Annotated in this window: 17 protein-coding genes; 5 read left to right on the forward strand and 12 right to left on the reverse strand. The window is 59.3% G+C overall.

The features are described from left to right. Positions 1–39: 39 nt before the first annotated feature. From rseP to ACIK7D_RS01130, 8 genes are all read right to left on the reverse strand, one after another. Positions 40–1,161, reverse strand: coding sequence for an RIP metalloprotease RseP (gene rseP / locus ACIK7D_RS01095; RefSeq protein ID WP_170985874.1), 1,122 nt, complete (start codon positions 1,159–1,161; stop codon positions 40–42). 49 nt (positions 1,162–1,210) lie between these two features. Then, positions 1,211–2,044, reverse strand: coding sequence for a phosphatidate cytidylyltransferase (locus tag ACIK7D_RS01100; protein ID WP_003521405.1), 834 nt, complete (start codon positions 2,042–2,044; stop codon positions 1,211–1,213). Next, entirely contained in the window at positions 2,044–2,787 is a 744-nt protein-coding gene (locus ACIK7D_RS01105) for an isoprenyl transferase (protein ID WP_127756093.1), read from the reverse strand. Before ACIK7D_RS01105 ends, ACIK7D_RS01100 begins: the two co-directional genes overlap by 1 nt. 65 nt (positions 2,788–2,852) lie before the next feature. Continuing rightward, entirely contained in the window at positions 2,853–3,410 is a 558-nt protein-coding gene (gene frr, locus ACIK7D_RS01110; protein WP_003521407.1) for a ribosome recycling factor, read from the reverse strand. Positions 3,411–3,473: 63 nt separating this feature from the next. Continuing rightward, the gene (pyrH, locus tag ACIK7D_RS01115) at positions 3,474–4,196 is read right to left on the reverse strand and encodes a UMP kinase (RefSeq protein ID WP_003502561.1); all 723 of its coding nucleotides are present in this window, start codon (positions 4,194–4,196) and stop codon (positions 3,474–3,476) included. A gap of 97 nt (positions 4,197–4,293) precedes the next feature. Beyond that, positions 4,294–5,220 carry a translation elongation factor Ts gene (tsf, locus tag ACIK7D_RS01120; RefSeq protein WP_003521408.1) on the reverse strand — a complete coding sequence of 309 codons (927 nt, stop codon included), beginning with the start codon at positions 5,218–5,220 and terminating at the stop codon, positions 4,294–4,296. Between the two features lie 359 nt (positions 5,221–5,579). Further along, the gene (gene rpsB / locus ACIK7D_RS01125) at positions 5,580–6,347 is read right to left on the reverse strand and encodes a 30S ribosomal protein S2 (protein ID WP_003496241.1); all 768 of its coding nucleotides are present in this window, start codon (positions 6,345–6,347) and stop codon (positions 5,580–5,582) included. A gap of 192 nt (positions 6,348–6,539) precedes the next feature. Beyond that, on the reverse strand, positions 6,540–7,382 hold the full coding sequence (locus tag ACIK7D_RS01130; RefSeq protein ID WP_080817122.1) for a cell envelope integrity EipB family protein: 843 nt from the start codon (positions 7,380–7,382) through the stop codon (positions 6,540–6,542). A 116-nt stretch (positions 7,383–7,498) separates the two neighbouring features. Between ACIK7D_RS01130 and ACIK7D_RS01135 the strand changes: the two genes are divergently transcribed. Genes ACIK7D_RS01135 through ACIK7D_RS01150 form a run of 4 tightly spaced genes read left to right on the forward strand, consistent with a single transcriptional unit; the run spans position 7,499 to position 10,350 of the window. Further along, the gene (locus ACIK7D_RS01135; protein ID WP_269314633.1) at positions 7,499–7,969 is read left to right on the forward strand and encodes a RidA family protein; all 471 of its coding nucleotides are present in this window, start codon (positions 7,499–7,501) and stop codon (positions 7,967–7,969) included. Then, a complete protein-coding gene (locus ACIK7D_RS01140; protein ID WP_400155441.1) occupies positions 7,966–8,706 on the forward strand; it encodes a glycerophosphodiester phosphodiesterase in 741 nt (246 codons plus the stop codon). Before ACIK7D_RS01135 ends, ACIK7D_RS01140 begins: the two co-directional genes overlap by 4 nt. After that, positions 8,703–9,896: a GNAT family N-acetyltransferase gene (locus ACIK7D_RS01145; protein WP_400155442.1), complete on the forward strand. Its 1,194-nt coding sequence runs from the start codon at positions 8,703–8,705 to the stop codon at positions 9,894–9,896. Before ACIK7D_RS01140 ends, ACIK7D_RS01145 begins: the two co-directional genes overlap by 4 nt. A gap of 22 nt (positions 9,897–9,918) precedes the next feature. Next, positions 9,919–10,350 carry an HIT family protein gene (locus tag ACIK7D_RS01150; protein WP_400155443.1) on the forward strand — a complete coding sequence of 144 codons (432 nt, stop codon included), beginning with the start codon at positions 9,919–9,921 and terminating at the stop codon, positions 10,348–10,350. 170 nt (positions 10,351–10,520) lie between these two features. Here ACIK7D_RS01150 and ACIK7D_RS01155 read toward each other — a convergent pair whose 3' ends face one another. Then, a complete protein-coding gene (locus tag ACIK7D_RS01155; RefSeq protein WP_400155444.1) occupies positions 10,521–11,372 on the reverse strand; it encodes an urea carboxylase-associated family protein in 852 nt (283 codons plus the stop codon). A 110-nt stretch (positions 11,373–11,482) separates the two neighbouring features. Here ACIK7D_RS01155 and ACIK7D_RS01160 point away from each other — a divergent pair, with 110 nt between their 5' ends. After that, positions 11,483–12,373, forward strand: coding sequence for a LysR substrate-binding domain-containing protein (locus tag ACIK7D_RS01160; protein WP_400155445.1), 891 nt, complete (start codon positions 11,483–11,485; stop codon positions 12,371–12,373). Here the strand turns inward: ACIK7D_RS01160 and ACIK7D_RS01165 are convergent. The 3 genes from ACIK7D_RS01165 to ACIK7D_RS01175 all read right to left on the reverse strand — a co-directional run bounded on the left by ACIK7D_RS01165 (position 12,352) and on the right by ACIK7D_RS01175 (position 14,469). Next, positions 12,352–13,302 carry a phosphatase PAP2 family protein gene (locus ACIK7D_RS01165; RefSeq protein ID WP_400155446.1) on the reverse strand — a complete coding sequence of 317 codons (951 nt, stop codon included), beginning with the start codon at positions 13,300–13,302 and terminating at the stop codon, positions 12,352–12,354. The two genes, ACIK7D_RS01160 and ACIK7D_RS01165, sit on opposite strands and share 22 nt — an antisense overlap. Before the next feature lie 67 nt (positions 13,303–13,369). Continuing rightward, on the reverse strand, positions 13,370–13,714 hold the full coding sequence (locus tag ACIK7D_RS01170) for an AzlD domain-containing protein (RefSeq protein WP_162936664.1): 345 nt from the start codon (positions 13,712–13,714) through the stop codon (positions 13,370–13,372). Beyond that, positions 13,711–14,469 carry an AzlC family ABC transporter permease gene (locus tag ACIK7D_RS01175; RefSeq protein ID WP_400155447.1) on the reverse strand — a complete coding sequence of 253 codons (759 nt, stop codon included), beginning with the start codon at positions 14,467–14,469 and terminating at the stop codon, positions 13,711–13,713. The genes ACIK7D_RS01170 and ACIK7D_RS01175 overlap by 4 nt, the downstream gene beginning before the upstream one ends. Between the last annotated feature and the right edge of the window lie 37 nt (positions 14,470–14,506).

Here is a 14,506-nt window from a genome sequence, read left to right on the forward strand (position 1 = left end):
GGTAAACAAATAACTAACAAAACCGTTAAAACACAATCCTCAGCCGATCAAGCTGCTGATATCATTCCATGTTGCAAAAACCATAAGACCCAAAATCATCATCATCCCGATACGGAACGCGACTTCCTGCGCGCCCGCGCCGAGCGGCCTGCCGCGAATGGCCTCGATGGCGTAGAACACCAGATGCCCGCCGTCCAGAACCGGCACAGGCATCAGGTTCAAAAGACCTATGGAGACGGAAAGAACGGCGGCAAGCTGGATAACGGCGGAAATGCCGAGCGTCGCCATCTGGCCGGAAGCCTGCGCCACACGCACCGGACCGCCAAGCTGATCGGCATTCATGCGCCCTGTCACGAGATTGCCGATATAGTTGAATGTACCGGTGATGACATGACCCGTTTCACGCACGCCTTCGACCAGCGCCTCGGACGGCGAATATTCGATATGGCGGAAATTGCCGCTGGTCTGGTCGGTGACGATGCCGATAATGCCCATTTCCAGCTTGTTGCCGAATTGGTCGGTGGTTTCGGTGCGGGTCGGGACCATCGGCAGCTTCAGCTCCTCGCCCGCCCTTTCGACCGTCACCGTGATCGGGGTGCCCGGCCGGATGCCGACGTACCGGCGGACATCCTCGAAGGTCATCACTTTTTCGCCATCGATCGCCACCAGCCGGTCGCCGGGCTGCACGCCCGCGGCCGCAGCCGCGCTGTTTTCACGGACTTCCGCCACGACCGGATCAGCGATCATCCGGCCGTAAATGCCGAAGAGCACCGCGAAGATGAGAATGGCGAGAATGAAATTGGCGATCGGGCCTGCGGCAACCGTGGCCGCTCTTTTCCACAGCTTTGCGCCGGAAAGCGTCTGCGCCCTCTCCTCCAGCGACATATGCGACAGGCCGGAACTATCCGGCTTGCTCGCCGCATCCTCATCGCCGAAGAACTTGACGTAACCGCCGAGCGGGATCGCCGAGATCTTCCATCGCGTGCCGCGCTTGTCGGTGAAGCCGATCAGCTCCGGGCCGAAACCGATGGAGAATGCGGTGGAGCGGATGCCGCACCAGCGACCGACCAGATAATGGCCCATTTCATGGACAAAAACGAGCAGCGACAGCACCAGGATGAAGGGCACGATATAGCCGGTCAGAAAGCCGGTCGCCGCCATTACTGTGTTCATGACAATCTGCCCTTTGTGTCGTGACCTTTCGCGCCGCTCAGAAACCCGGCAACAGACCGCCGCCCGATCCGGGCACGTCACCGGTTGCCGCCGCATGCACGAAAGCAATGAGGAATACCGTAAAGCAGGCGAAAACAAGACCGTCGACACGGTCCATGAAGCCGCCATGGCCCGGAATGAGATGGCTGGAATCCTTGACCTGGAAACGCCGTTTCACGAAGGATTCGAAGAGATCGCCGATCTGGCTGAACACCGAAAGGATCAGGGCGAGCCCCAGCACCAACACGCTGATCCTGCCGTGATAGGCCATGGACACCGCGCCGCCGCCGATCACGGCCGCCACCGCCCCGCCGATCGCGCCGGACCAGGTCTTGCCGGGCGAGATCGAAGGCGCAAGCTTCGGCCCGCCAATGGCGCGTCCGACGAAATAGGCGAGAATATCCGTCGACCAGACGACGGCGAAGATAAACAGGATGGACACGAAGCCCGTCAGCTCGTCGCCACGGATGGCCGCCAGCGATATGCCGCTCAGGCCCGCATAAAAAATGCCGCCCACCAGCCACCAGTTCCTGCCGCGCAAAATCGGAAACAGCGCCGCCGTCAGCGTAAAGCCGGATAAGAGCGGCAGATCGAGCGAGGATTCGCCGAATATCGTGTTGCCGGCGATGACGGCGACCGCGAACCAGCCCCAGGCATTGCCGGTCGAATTGGTCTCCGACAGCCGGGTAATCGTCGACCATTCATAATAGATAAGGATCGCCAGAAGGCCCGCGACGATGCGGAACAGAATGCCGCCATACCAGGTCGCGGCCAGAATGACCGCCGCCATGACGATTGCGGACACGATCCGCAGTCTGAGTTCACGGCTCATCAGGCGCCTGCCACGGCAACCTGCTCGGTGAGTGCACCGAAACGGCGGTCACGCGTTGCATATTGCTCGATTGCGGAGAAGAATCGCTGGCGGTCGAAGTCCGGCCAATATTCGGGAACGAACAGGAACTCGGAATAAGCGGCCTGCCAGAGCAGGAAGTTTGACAGGCGCTCTTCGCCGCTGGTGCGGATGATGAGATCCGGATCGGGCATACCCGACGTGTCGAGTCTGGCCGAAATCATCTCCGGCGTAATGGATTCGGCATTAATCCTGCCGTCGGCGACATCGCGCGCAATCGCCGCTGTCGCACGCGCAATCTCGTCGCGGCTTCCGTAGTTGAAGGCGATCACCAGCGTCAGCTTGGTATTGTCCGCCGTCATCTGCTCCGCCTCTTCGAGGAGAGAGCGTATGTCATGCTTCAACCCCTGCCGGTCGCCGATGATCCGCACGCGGACATTTTCGCGGTGCAGTTCCGCAAGATCGCGCCGGATGAAGGCTTTCAAAAGCCCCATCAGATCGCTCACCTCGGATTCGGGCCTGCGCCAGTTTTCCGACGAGAAGGCAAAGAGCGTGAGATAGCGTATTCCGCAATCGCCGGCCGCGCGCACGGTCTCGCGCACGGCCTCCACACCGCGGCGATGCCCCATCACGCGCGGAAGACCGCGCTGCTTTGCCCAGCGTCCATTGCCATCCATGATGATGGCGACGTGCTCGGGTATGGAGGAACGTGTCGTCGTCGGCATATCGATCCAGTAACAGGGCAGCGCGGAATTAAAACGAATAAAATACAGGTCTATCGCGAACGATATCAGACCTGCATGATTTCCTTTTCCTTCTCGGCAAGCAAGCGGTCAATTTCCGAAATCGTGTCATCGGTCATTTTCTGAACCTTTTCCGACTGTCCACGGCTTTCGTCCTGACCGATGTCACCGTCCTTTTCGGCTTTTTTCAGACCATCCATGCCATCGCGACGCACATGGCGAATCGCCACCTTGGACTTTTCGGCATAATCATGGGCGACCTTGACGAGCGATTTGCGGCGCTCCTCGTTGAGTTCAGGCAGCGGGATACGCAGGTTCTGGCCGTCGACGATGGGGTTGAGGCCGAGATTGGATTCGCGGATCGCACGGTCGACGGCGTTGACCATCGACTTGTCCCAGATGTTGACGCCGAGCATGCGCGGCTCCGGAACGGTGATATTCGCAACCTGGTTCAGCGGAACGCGCGAGCCATAAGCCTCGATGGTCACCGGATCGAGAATATTGGCCGAAGCGCGGCCGGTGCGCAGCGATGCGATATCGCTCTTGAATGCATTGATGGCGCCGTCCATACGGCGCTTGATATCGTTGAGGTCAACACCACTCATCTTGATACTCCATCTTGTCGGCCAAGCCGGCCGTAATCGCCCCTTGAGGCGGCATCGTTTTGATTATTTGTCGTGCACGATGGTCTTGCGGCCGCCGCCGGTCAATATCTGCGCAAAACCGCCCTTCTCGTGGATCGAGAAAACAATGATCGGAATGTGGTTTTCGCGGGCAAGCGCAACGGCGGCGATATCCATGACCGCCAGTCCCTTGCCGAGCACTTCGCTGTGGGTCAATTCGTCGAAACGGGTCGCCGTCGGATCCTTCTTCGGGTCGGCGGAATAGATGCCGTCCACCTGCGTGCCCTTGAAGATCGCTTCTGCGCCCATTTCCGCAGCGCGCAAGGCCGCGGCAGAATCAGTGGTGAAGAAGGGGTTGCCGGTGCCGCCGGCGAAAATCACCACACGCCCCTGCGCGAGATGATGGAGCGCCGCACGCTGCGAGAAGCTCTCACAGATTTCAGGCATGGCGATTGCGGAGAGAACGACGGTATCGATGCTGAGCTTGCGCAGCGAGGTTGCGAGCGCCAGCGCGTTGATGACGGTCGCCAGCATGCCCATATGGTCGCCGGTAACGCGGTCGCCGCCCTTGGAGGCCACGGCAACGCCGCGGAAAATATTGCCGCCGCCGACGACAACGCCGACTTCGACGCCCATCGCCCTCGCCTCGGCGATATCGGAGGCAATGCGGTCAGCCACCGCCACATCGATACCGAAACCCTGATCGCCCATGAGGGCTTCGCCGGAAGCCTTGAGAAGAACGCGTTTGTAGATCGGCTTGGAAGACATCATGACTCCTCGGAAATGTAACCGAAACGCGGATACACGAAGGGCACCGCGTTGTCACGCGATGCCCTCCCGTTTTCCCAAGATTGGGTAAATATAATCAGCCCTTGGCGACAGCTGCGACTTCGGCTGCGAAATCGCTTTCTTCCTTCTCGACGCCATCGCCGAGCAGCAGGCGAACCATGCCCGTCACTTCGATGGAAGCGCCGGCTTCCTTTTCGGCTTCCTTGACGGCAGCGCCGACGGTCAGGTCCGGGTTGATGACGAAAGCCTGCGACAGAAGGGCGACTTCTTCGAAGAACTTGCGCATACGGCCATCAACCATCTTTTCGATGATGGCTTCCGGCTTGCCGGATTCGCGGGCCTGTTCGATGAAGACGTTGCGCTCGCGCTCGGCAACGGCGGCGTCGACTTCTTCAGCGCGGATGGCGAGCGGGTTGGTCGCAGCGATGTGCATGGCAACCTGGCGGCCGATGGAGTTCAGAACGGCCTTGTCGCCTTCCGACTTCAGGGCAACGAGAACGCCGAGCTTGCCGATGCCGTCGCCGGCGGCGTTGTGGATGTAGGTCGCAACAACGCCGTGCGGAACTTCGAGCGCTGCCGAGCGGCGGAGCGTCATGTTCTCACCGATGGTGGCAATTGCGTCCTTGATGCTGTCGGCAACGGACTTGCCGGTTGCCGGATAGGTGGCAGCGGAAACAGCGTCAACGGTGCCGTTGGTGGTGAGGGCAACCTGGGCGATACCGCGGATGAGGTCCTGGAACGCATCGTTACGAGCAACGAAGTCGGTTTCGGAGTTCAGCTCAACGACGACAGCCTTGTGACCCATGGTGGCAACGCCGACCAGACCTTCGGCAGCCGTGCGGCCGGACTTCTTGTCGGCCTTTGCGATGCCCTTGGCGCGCAGCCAGTCGATCGCCGCTTCCATGTCGCCATTGGTCTCAGCAAGAGCCTTCTTGCAGTCCATCATGCCTGCGCCAGACTTTTCGCGCAGTTCCTTCACCATTGCGGCTGTGATTTCGGTCATTGTTTGCCTCTTATCGGTTCGATCGGTCAGCCGGCGGAATTTGCCGTGCCGAAGTTCTGGGTGATGACTGTACCCGGCCGCACACCCTTTGAAACCGGAGAGGATTTCAGGAAAGGGGCATGCGCATTCCCAAGTGCTGCGGCGTCTCCATGCATCGAGATGATGGGTGCCGCCGAAGTGTGACAGCGTTATGAAGACTGCCTTCCGTTTCAACCACATCGGACGCCAGCGATTTCCTAAAAACGTGGCGGAGCGCTTGAAACGAACAAGGCCGTCAACCCATTGAAGGTCTTTGACGGCCTTGTCATATCCTGGTCGAGGAGACGGCGACAAGAAATCGCCGCCAGACAGGGCCTAAATCAGGCGCCAGCCTCGTCTTCGAGAGCGGGCTCGATCGGAGCTTCTTCCGAAGCGCCGATGTCGCGGCCGGAAGCGCCCTGCTGACGGGCGATACCGTCGATGGCAGCGCGGGCGATCAGGTCGCAGTAAAGCGAGATGGCGCGCGAAGCATCGTCGTTACCCGGGATCGGGTAGTCGATGTGGTCCGGGTCGCAGTTGCTGTCGATGATCGCAACGACCGGAATGCCAAGGCGCTTGGCTTCTTCGATCGCGATCTTTTCCTTGTTGGTGTCGATGATGAACATCAGGTCCGGAACGCCGCCCATATCGCGGATACCGCCGAGAGCCTTTTCAAGCTTTTCGCGTTCGCGCTCGAGGTTCAGGCGTTCCTTCTTGGAGTAGCCGGAAGCTTCCGAGTTCAGAATCTCGTCGACCTTGCGCAGGCGCTGGATCGAGTTGGAGATGGTCTTCCAGTTGGTCATCATGCCGCCGAGCCAGCGGGAGTTGACGTAGTACTGGGCCGAACGCTTTGCGCTATCGGCGATGATTTCGGACGCCTGGCGCTTGGTGCCGACGAACAGAACGCGGCCGCCGCGAGCAACGGTGTCGGACACGACCTGAAGGGCGCGCGACAGCATCGGAACGGTCTGAGCGAGGTCGATGATGTGGATGTTGTTACGGTCGCCGAAGATGTACGGCTTCATCTTCGGGTTCCAGCGGTGCGTCTGGTGGCCGAAGTGAACACCAGCTTCCAGAAGCTGGCGCATAGAAAAATCGGGCAATGCCATGCCTTGTTACTCCTTTTCCGGTTTAACCCCCGCGAAGCGAACAGCACCGATTTTCATCGATACCACCGGGCGGAACGGACCGGATTTCTCCCGGAACATCCCAAGCTTCGCGTGTGGAATGGTGAGCCGCATACAGTCGCCTGCGCAAAAATGCAAGCGATTATGCGAAAAAACCGCAGAAACCGCCGCGTTTCAGCGGACTGGCTTGTTTTCGCAGGTTTCGGGCTTGAGAATATCAAGCTTCGCAAGCTTTCCCGTCAGGACGAAATCGCCGTAATCCATCGTCAGATCGCGGGTGATTCCGTTTTCATAGAGCTTGAACGACATGCGGTAGATCGGCAGCGCGTCCGTGCCGGTCTTGTCGTTGTAATAGGCGATCGTTACCGGCCAGAATGCCGCCTTGGCGAAATCACCCGCCTTGCCGGCGTCGGCATCGCCATCCTTCGGCATCTGCGACTTGCCGACCAGGGTGGAGGTGATCAGGCTTTCATCGCCATCGTCCGAACCGTCGAATATCCGGGATTCGAAGATGCGCTTTCCCTGTTTCGCATGTTCGATGACCTGGAACATGTGCTGCGTCGGGAATTCGCTGGCGACGAGACTGACCTGGCGGGCATCCGGGCGGGTCAGATCGACCTTCACGCCATCGGTGCCGTCGGTCGCAGCGCCCTGCACTTCCTTGTCCAGCTTGTCGTCGGTGTAGGACTTGGTTTCGAAGGTGAATTTTTTGGCCGTCAGATCCTCGAAGGTCGTGGTCTGCTGGTCGGTCATGCGCACGGCATCGCCGGTGTTGATCTGCGTCACGAAACGGAAATCCGTCTTGTAGCCCTGACAGGCCGAGCCGGTGAACTCATAGACCATGCGGCCCGTCATGCCCTCGATGCCGGATCGATCGGACGCATCCTTGAGTTCGAGATCGTAGACGGCGCGGTGGGCGACGAGATCGGGAACCGTGACCGGCAAGGCATTGGCAGCGTTTGACAGGCCGGTCATAAGCCCTGTTGCGGCAACGAAACCAAGCGTCCTGACAAACATGCAATATCTCCTGTTGGACTCGCCGCTCATATTGTACAAGCAACCGCCCGGCTTTTGGATCAACATCTTCTGAATGCCGGATTCTTGAAGGATTTACAACAAAACCGGAGACGAAAATGTCGGACGTCATCGAAGGCCGCCTCAAGGAACTTGGCTTTACGCTCCCCGTAGCCGCAGCACCAGCCGCAAACTACGTTCCATTCACCATCAGCGGCAATCTGCTTTATGTATCGGGTCAACTGCCGATGGAATCGGGCAAGATTGCGGTGACGGGCCTCGTTGGCCGCGATGTCGACGTGCCAGGCGCCCAGCGCGCGGCCGAACTTTGCGCCGTCAACATTCTCGCACAGGTCAAGGCCGCTTTGAATGGCGATCTCTCGAAAATCCGCCGTGTCATCAAGCTGAATGGCTTTGTTGCCTCCGTTCCGGAGTTTGTGGAACAGCACCTCGTCATCAACGGCGCCTCCAATCTTCTCGCCAATGTTCTCGGTGATGCCGGCAAACATGCCCGCGCCGCCGTCGGCATGGCCTGCCTGCCCTTCAATGCCGCCGTTGAAATCGACGCCATTGTGGAAATCGACGTATGACGCTGAAACTCTCCTGGCTGACGGCTGAGCCCGTCGCCCATCGCGGTTATCACGATCTCAATAAAGCGATCTGGGAAAACACGCTTTCCGCCTTTTCCCGCGCCATCGAGGCCGGTTTCGCCATCGAATGCGACGTGCAGCTGGCCGCCGACAGCGTGCCGGTGATCTTTCACGACGACGACATGGCCCGCCTGACCGGCATCAAGGGCGATGTGCGCGAACGCACATCGGCCGAACTGTCGCTTCTTGCCGTCGGCCAGACCGGGGACCGGGTCCCTACCCTCAAGCAGCTTCTCACGCTCTGCGCCGGCAAGGTGCCGCTGGTCATCGAGCTGAAAGGCCGCGCCGATGAAGGCGTCGACGACGGTTTTGCCGAGGCGGTGCTGGAAGACCTCGAGGGCTATAAGGGCCATGTGGCGCTGATGAGCTTCGACCACCATCTGCTGAAAGATCTGAAGGCGGCCGGCTCGCCCTGGCCGCTGGGTCTCACCGCCGAGGGCGACAAGCCGGAAGACTTCTTCAAACATGACGAAGCGATGCAGATGGGTCTCGATTTTATCTCCTATCATTGGGGTCATCTGCCCAACAGCTTCATCGAGGCGCAAAGAAAACTCGGGCTTCCGGTGATTACCTGGACAGTCAGGGATGAAAATGCGCGCGAGACTACCTATAAATATGCGGACCAGATGACATTCGAAGGTTTCGACCCGAGAGAGAACCCGTCCGCCACGGCATGACAGAAGACTATTCCATCAGCATTGCGCAATCCTTCAGGGATATCGATCCGGAAAGCTGGAAACGGCTTTCCGGAACCTCGCGCAATACATCAGGAAAAATCTACAACCCCTTTATTTCCCATGAATTTTTATCATCAATGGAAGAATCGGGGTCGGCGACAGCCAAAACCGGGTGGCTCGGGCACCATCTGCTTCTCGAAAACGCCTCCGGTGCTCTCATCGGCGCGGTGCCGGCCTATCTGAAGAACCACAGCAAGGGCGAATATGTCTTCGACCACGGCTGGGCGGATGCTTTCGAACGGGCCGGCGGTCATTATTATCCGAAACTGCAATGCTCGGTCCCTTTCACGCCGGCAACCGGACCACGGTTACTCGTCTGCGAAAACGAGGATGAGACACGTTTCAAAACGCTCCTGGCCTCCGGTCTCGCGCAGGTGACGGAAAAGATCGGCGTCTCGTCGGCACATGTCACATTTCTGGAAGAGAACGATCTCTCCGCCCTTCTGCCCCGCGATTTCCTGCACAGGACCGACCAGCAGTTCCACTTCATCAATGACGGTTATCGTGACCACGACGATTTTCTTGACGCCCTTTCCTCGCGCAAGCGCAAGGGGCTAAAAAAGGAACGCCGCGCGGCGCTGGAAAACGGCATCGAGATCGACTGGCTGACGGGCAGCGACCTGACCGAGGATATCTGGGACCAGTTCTTCGCCTTCTACATGGATACCGGCAGCCGCAAATGGGGCCGGCCTTATCTGACGCGGGAATTTTATTCGCTGATCGGCGAGCGCATGGCCGATGACGTGCTGCTGGTGATGGCGAAACGTGAGGGGCGCTATATTGCCGGTGCGATCAATTTCATCGGCTCGGACGCGCTTTATGGCCGCCACTGGGGTTGCATCGAGGACCATCCCTTTCTGCATTTCGAGGTCTGCTATCATCAGGCGATCGATTTCGCGCTTTCCAGGGGATTGAAACGGGTGGAAGCCGGCGCCCAGGGCGAACACAAGCTGGCGCGCGGTTATGTGCCGGTCACCACCCATTCGGCGCATTTCATCGTACATCCGGGCCTGCGCCGTGCCATTGCCGACTATCTTCAGCGCGAGCGCGAAGAAGTCGAGCATATCGGCGATTATCTTGATGAACACACGCCCTTCCGCAAGGGCGAGAGACAGGAACCGGACGTATAGTCCGCCATGAGGAGAGACCACGATGACGGCCAGCGCCTATGACGACAACAATATCTTCGCTAAAATCCTGCGTGGCGAAATTCCAAGCCACAGGCTTTACGAAGACGAACACACGCTGGCCTTCATGGATGTGATGCCGCAGGCCCCCGGCCATCTGCTGGTCGTTCCGAAGACCGGTTCGCGCAACCTGCTCGATGCCGACCCGGAAGTGCTGGCCAAAACCATTCCCGTGGTGCAGAAACTCGCCGTCGCTGCGAAGGAAGCCTTCGATGCGGATGGTGTCTTCATCGCCCAGTTCAACGAGCCGGCGGCTGGCCAGACCGTGTTCCACCTGCATTTCCACGTCATTCCGCGCAAGGAAGGCGAGCCGCTGAAGCCGCATTCCGGTGTGATGGCCGATGGCGAGGTGTTGAAGGCCCATGCGGAGAAGATAAAGGCCGCGCTTGCTTCGTGATGGTTGCCTAGCAGGCGCGTATCCTGCAAAGCGTAGCACATACCCACGCCGTCACCCCGGACTTGGTCCGGGGTCCAGTGCGATCAAGTCCTTGATCGCGAGAGAGTCTTCTTACGGCGCAGACGCGCATTGATTGGATGCCAGATCGTGTCCGACTGTGTCGTTTCTCATCATTCCACAGGCAGATATGCATTCCTCTCCGGCCATGGCCAGCCCTCAAGCACCGCCATATCTGGCCTGAATATTTCCACCTTCAGCGGATAACAGGCCGCAGTATCGCTCGAATGCGTGGCGCTGCAATCACCGCCCGGGCAGGCGGAAAGCGCCCCGATAAGATCGATCTCCGCAAAGAATTCCAGATAATCACCCGGCCGCACCGGGCTCGCCTTCATGAAATACTGGTGTGTGTCGCGGGTGAAACCCGTACACATGAAGACATTGAGGACGTCATGCACATGCGGCTCCGCCTGCCGGAACGACAGCCCCCTGGCAGAGGCGAGCGCATTGGTGAGATTGGAATGGCAGCAATGGTGGTAATCGCCGCCGCTGAGCAGCTTGTTGGTATAGGGATCGCAGCGTGTGCCGATCACGTCATGCACGCCGCCGCCGTCTTCGTCGAAGCCATACCATGATAGCGTATCATGCGTGATCGTCGCCATCGGCCGCAGGGATGGCAGGTTGCTCCACAGCCGGTTGCCAACCGAAACATGGGTGGCATGCAGGGCGCGGGTCTTGCCGCTGAAAAACCGCTCGGTCAGATCATGGGCGTTCCAGAGGTTCAGGTCTCCGACCTGCGGACCTTCAACGCTTACGATGCGAAAGAAATGCCCCTTCGGCACATAAAAGCTGCGACCGTCACGCGGCGGCACGATGACCTCATCGATCTTTTCCATGCTTCGTTTGGCTTCTTCCAGACGCGCGAGGTCCGGCATTTCAAGCGTCCCGTTCGGATAAACGACAACAGGACGGACGGCGCGGCGTGCGGCGGCGTCGACGGGTTCAGCGGCGGGCATGGGGGTCATGAAATCCTCGGGCAATCAAAATCTCGAGGCGAAATTGCGCCATGTGTGCCCGCCTGACAAGACGGGTTTTTCTTGCGCTCAGCCCAAGTCTTACTTACCCTTGAGACACCATGAAATTACCGCCGCTCACCACCCTCCGCTCATTCGAAGCCGCAGCCAGAAGAACGAGTTTTTCTCTGGCTGCGCAGGAACTCGGCATGACGGCGACTGCCGTCAGCCAGCATGTGCGCAATCTGGAGGCCTGGCTCGGTGTGGCGTTGTTCGAGCGGCATGCGAGGGGTGTGAGGCTTACCCCGGCCGGAAAGGAATTCGGCACGACGGTTTCGACCGCCCTACGCCAGATCGCTTCTGGCGCCGCCCGAATCCGCCAGGGCCATGACCGCATCGCCGTCCGTCTTGCCAGCCTGCCCTCGGTCGTGGCGCATTTTCTGACGCCCCGCCTGCCCCGCTTTCGGGCGCTTTACCCCGATATACAGGTATCCATCAGCTATTCCGGCGCGCATCACGCAATACCGGCCGATCTCACCATAGGACATGGCATCGCCTCCGGGGAAAATGCGGTAGCGCTTTTCAGCGCGGAGACGCGGCCGACATGCGCGCCGGACTATGTCGCCAAATTCGGTCCTTTTGACGATGTTGACAGCCTGTTACGAGCGGAATTGCTGCATGACGACACCGAGGCGGCCTGGCAGCACTGGTTCGCAGCCGGGGGAATATCCCTGCCCGATAGCGCCGGTCCGGTTTTCGCGGATTTCAATCTGCTCGTGACCGCTCTCAAAGCCGGTCAAGGCATCGGCCTCTGCCCGACAGCGCTGCTTCACGACGAGATCGCCGAAGGCCAACTGACCGTGCTCTTCGATCGGGCGGCCGATACTGAGAAATATTACTGGCTGATGGAAGCCGAAGAGATGAGCGCACCGGCTAGACTTCTTGCGGATTGGCTTGTTGCGGAAGCCCGAGAGAGTGGAATGCGCGGCAATTATTCCGCCGCGACGATCTGAGCGGGAGCGCCTATTATCTGCCCTGCCCGCTCCCTTTCGGAAATCCAATTCAGCAGGCGGGCAGAGACGGCGCAGATGATGACAAAAGCGATTAAACCGCCGAAAACATCAGAAAGATGATGTCCGCCCTGAACGAGAACAGCCAGCGGCATCAAAAGATTCACCGGCAGAATCACCGCCATCACCGCCCAGTGACGCGGCACAAACCAGACGGACATTGCTGCCATGAATATGTGAAACGACGGAAAACCGATCAGCCCCAGCACGTTCTTAGGCGAAATATAGACCACGCCCTCCGATGTAAGCCGGTTCAACTCCTGCCCGTAGGTATTATCAACAGCCAAGGGAATTGCCTGCGAGATCCATTCCGGCAGTTGCACATAGGCCGAAGGTCCGAATGTCGGGAAGAATATCCAGAAGACGATGCTTGCAAATGCACCCAGCACGCCCGTGACAAGGAAGTGGTGCAGTCTCTGTTCCTTGCCGGTAAAACCGAGCGTGATCACGATCACCAGAAGCTGCGGCAGTGACGTTGCATAGACCACGAACAGGACTGTCCCGATCCACGGATGTGTCGCTGCCCAGAGGACGATGCCCGCCCAGCTATAGCCAAAGGCCGCATCCACGCGGAAGAGCACATGATCAATCGTCGGGAAAGCGACGGGCAGGAACATGTAGTTAAACACGGAGGCGACAAGCGTGAAGAGGATGAACAGGCCGCCCGCAATCAGGGCAGCGGCGATGCGAAGATCACGCGCGCTTTTGCGATAGAATTGACCGAGGATGAAAACACCAGCACCCGCCAGCGCGCATAAAAAATATCCGGCGTAATCGACCCCGATGCCTTTGACAGCGATCAGAGCCGCATCGACGGCGAATAATATGGCTATAAAGCCAAGTACAAAGCGTTCTGCCGCGAATAGCCGCATGGAATTGGCCCCTGTCTAGTCAATGGCAAACTAGGGCAACGGACTTAATATTCGGATAAGGAGAGTATTAAAAACCGAGCACCAACAATCCTCCGGCCAAAAGCAGGATCGGGACGGCGACGCCGACGATGACGCGCTGGCCGGCCAACAGGAATGCGGCAAAGCCGAGTGCCGCCGCTCCGATGCGCAGCCATAAAGGCGATGCTTCGAGCGACCCGGTCGGGAAGACGATCAGCTTGGCGGTAACGGCCATGACAAGTGCGGTGGCGACCGCCCTCACCCAGTGGAGTGCCTCGGACTCCTCCTTCAGCCGGTTACCGGCAAGAACGCCGAGCCAGCGCCAGAGATCGGTCGCGAGCCAGCCGGCAATCGCGATGAAGAGATAGGGCGCCCACCAGTTTTCGGTCATCATGGTTCGCTCTCCGGTGAAACGGGTTTTATCCGGCGGCGGAACACGAGGCGGTCGATGAGATAGGCTGCCGTGCCTCCGCCGATCCCGGCATAGAGAATATCGAATTCTGGTGCGATGACCGCGAAGGCAGGCCCGGCGATGACGCCGATGACGAAGGCGACCTTGACGACGGAATGGCGGGCCGAAGCCCAGATCGATGCCACGAAGTAGACCGGTGTGAGAAAAAACAGCACGCCGGCGACGAGCGGCGGAAAGGCAGCGACAACGCCGTAACACAGGCCGACGATGGTGGCATTGACCACGGTAAGCGTCATGCCAAAACCGGCAAACCAGGCGGCGCGGGCTTCACGCGGCACCCTGGAGAGATTCTGCGTGGCAAAGACCCAGGCGGTGATTGCGACGAAATGCGAGAGGAACAGCAAAATCCATGTCGGGGTCTTCGCGCCGCGCATTTCCGGAACGATGGAGGCGACCATCGGCATCATCCGGACCGACGACAGCGTCACCGCCAGAAAGCAGGCGGCAAGATTGGCGCCGCCGACCATCGAGCCGATCAGGATCATCTTGGCCGGCAGGGCCCAGATCATCAGCGTCATGAACACGGCTTCACCCCGCGCGACACCCGATTCCAGCGCGAAAGCGCTGAAACCGACGAAAGATGTCATCAGAATGAGCGAGGGCAGCGAAAATATGCCCCGCATTCCCCGGAAAAACCAGCCGCTCAGGGGGATGGTATCGCTGTCGGCAGTCTGCATTGCTGACCCACTTGTGCATGTCACCCGAAACTGTGCC

The sequence above is a fragment of the Agrobacterium sp. P15N1-A genome, assembly GCF_044626815.1.
In the GTDB taxonomy this organism is placed as follows: domain Bacteria; phylum Pseudomonadota; class Alphaproteobacteria; order Rhizobiales; family Rhizobiaceae; genus Agrobacterium; species Agrobacterium leguminum.

What these genes read in the sequence shown, in the direction of transcription:
- rseP (WP_170985874.1), bottom strand. Translation starts at nt 1,161, where the DNA reads ATGGCGGCGACCGGCTTTCTGACCGGCTATATCGTGCCCTTCATCCTG.
- ACIK7D_RS01100 (WP_003521405.1), bottom strand. Translation starts at nt 2,044, where the DNA reads ATGAGCCGTGAACTCAGACTGCGGATCGTGTCCGCAATCGTCATGGCG.
- ACIK7D_RS01105 (WP_127756093.1), bottom strand. Translation starts at nt 2,787, where the DNA reads ATGCCGACGACGACACGTTCCTCCATACCCGAGCACGTCGCCATCATC.
- frr (WP_003521407.1), bottom strand. Translation starts at nt 3,410, where the DNA reads ATGAGTGGTGTTGACCTCAACGATATCAAGCGCCGTATGGACGGCGCC.
- pyrH (WP_003502561.1), bottom strand. Translation starts at nt 4,196, where the DNA reads ATGTCTTCCAAGCCGATCTACAAACGCGTTCTTCTCAAGGCTTCCGGC.
- tsf (WP_003521408.1), bottom strand. Translation starts at nt 5,220, where the DNA reads ATGACCGAAATCACAGCCGCAATGGTGAAGGAACTGCGCGAAAAGTCT.
- rpsB (WP_003496241.1), bottom strand. Translation starts at nt 6,347, where the DNA reads ATGGCATTGCCCGATTTTTCTATGCGCCAGCTTCTGGAAGCTGGTGTT.
- ACIK7D_RS01130 (WP_080817122.1), bottom strand. Translation starts at nt 7,382, where the DNA reads ATGTTTGTCAGGACGCTTGGTTTCGTTGCCGCAACAGGGCTTATGACC.
- ACIK7D_RS01135 (WP_269314633.1), top strand. Translation starts at nt 7,499, where the DNA reads ATGTCGGACGTCATCGAAGGCCGCCTCAAGGAACTTGGCTTTACGCTC.
- ACIK7D_RS01140 (WP_400155441.1), top strand. Translation starts at nt 7,966, where the DNA reads ATGACGCTGAAACTCTCCTGGCTGACGGCTGAGCCCGTCGCCCATCGC.
- ACIK7D_RS01145 (WP_400155442.1), top strand. Translation starts at nt 8,703, where the DNA reads ATGACAGAAGACTATTCCATCAGCATTGCGCAATCCTTCAGGGATATC.
- ACIK7D_RS01150 (WP_400155443.1), top strand. Translation starts at nt 9,919, where the DNA reads ATGACGGCCAGCGCCTATGACGACAACAATATCTTCGCTAAAATCCTG.
- ACIK7D_RS01155 (WP_400155444.1), bottom strand. Translation starts at nt 11,372, where the DNA reads ATGACCCCCATGCCCGCCGCTGAACCCGTCGACGCCGCCGCACGCCGC.
- ACIK7D_RS01160 (WP_400155445.1), top strand. Translation starts at nt 11,483, where the DNA reads ATGAAATTACCGCCGCTCACCACCCTCCGCTCATTCGAAGCCGCAGCC.
- ACIK7D_RS01165 (WP_400155446.1), bottom strand. Translation starts at nt 13,302, where the DNA reads ATGCGGCTATTCGCGGCAGAACGCTTTGTACTTGGCTTTATAGCCATA.
- ACIK7D_RS01170 (WP_162936664.1), bottom strand. Translation starts at nt 13,714, where the DNA reads ATGATGACCGAAAACTGGTGGGCGCCCTATCTCTTCATCGCGATTGCC.
- ACIK7D_RS01175 (WP_400155447.1), bottom strand. Translation starts at nt 14,469, where the DNA reads ATGCAGACTGCCGACAGCGATACCATCCCCCTGAGCGGCTGGTTTTTC.